Genomic DNA, 1,248 nt, shown 5'->3' with positions numbered 1-1,248 from the left:
AATCCAACAGCGTCTCGGCTGGCTATCGCCAGCCGAGTACGAAACCGCCTGGCTCAACCAGAACCAACCCATCCCAACACCCGCATAACCCTCCGCCAAACCGGGGGAACCTCAGACGGCGTTGGTGCCTGCCGTGTGCCGCGAATGTGCCTGCCAGCAACGAAGACTGGCCTGACATTGCTGCGAGACAGCGTGCGCAGCCCACGTGCAGGAACCTGGCCGCGCAGCGGAGCGGAGGGGGGTGATCCTCGCCCGCAGTGAAGCGCGAACGCAGCGATTTGCAGCCCGTTGGCGACGTAGGTGTCACCGTGGTTGCGATCCTCGCCCGCAGCGAAGCGCGAGCGCAGCGGAAGGGCTCGTGCCGGTCGAGACCTGGATGAGGGTGTTGCGATCCTCGCCCGCAGCGAAGCGCGAGCGCAGTCCGTCGCCGTCGACGCCGACCGGGCCGTCCACCTTGTTGCGATCCTCGCCCGCAGCGAAGCGGGAGCGCAGCATCGTCGCCGGCGCGCGGCCAGCGATGATGTCGCAGTTGCGATCCTCGCCCGCGGCGAAGCGCGAGCGCGGCCGGCATCGGCGCGTTGGTCGCAGTCCAGTGGTTGTGGTTGCGATCCTCGCCCGCGGCGAAGCGCGAGCGCAGCTCGACCCGATCTACTACTGGGCCGCCTGGGAGAAGTTGCGATCCTCGCCCGCGGCGAAGCGCGAGCGCAGCCCGCGCGCCTCCCAGGTGAGGACGGCGCGGCCCTTGTTGCGATCCTCGCCCGCGGCGAAACGCGAGCGCAGCAACCACCCACACCCGGAGCCGGTCCGGGGCTTGCGTTGCGATCCTCGCCCGCGGCGAAGCGCGAGCGCAGCGGTCTGCGCGACGGTGCGTTGCGATCCTCGCCGGCGGCGAAGCGCGAGCGCAGCCACCCGAGGGGGCCGCCCTGCGGGCGCAAATCCGCGGTTGCGATCCTCGCCCGCGGCGAAGCGCGAGCGCAGCCTAGAGATCGTGATTCCCCTCGATACCGACCGGGCGTTGCGATCCTCCCCCACGGCGAAGCGCGAGCGCAGCCCTAGGCCGCCATTCAGGCGGGTGTCTGGGTCGCGCAGTTGCGATCCTCCCCCGCGGCGAAGCGCGAGCGCAGCACGCCCGCGAGGCGTGGGAGGCGCACTTCGACCCGGTTGCGATCCTCCCCCGCGGCGAAGCGCAAGCGCAGCGGCCGAGATGCAGGTGCGCCTGGACGCCTCGGAGAAGTTGCGATCCTCGCC

Annotated in this window: 1 protein-coding gene; it reads right to left on the bottom strand. The window is 70.9% G+C overall.

What is annotated here, in order from left to right; translation table 11 throughout:
- Positions 1–651: 651 nt before the first annotated feature.
- Entirely contained in the window at positions 652–783 is a 132-nt protein-coding gene (locus AB0I28_RS23835; protein ID WP_357496696.1) for a hypothetical protein, read from the bottom strand.
- Between the last annotated feature and the right edge of the window lie 465 nt (positions 784–1,248).

The organism is Phytomonospora sp. NPDC050363 (genome assembly GCF_040655735.1).
Taxonomy (GTDB): Bacteria; Actinomycetota; Actinomycetes; order Mycobacteriales; family Micromonosporaceae; genus Phytomonospora.
This window is presented reverse-complemented; position numbering and strand designations above follow the sequence as displayed.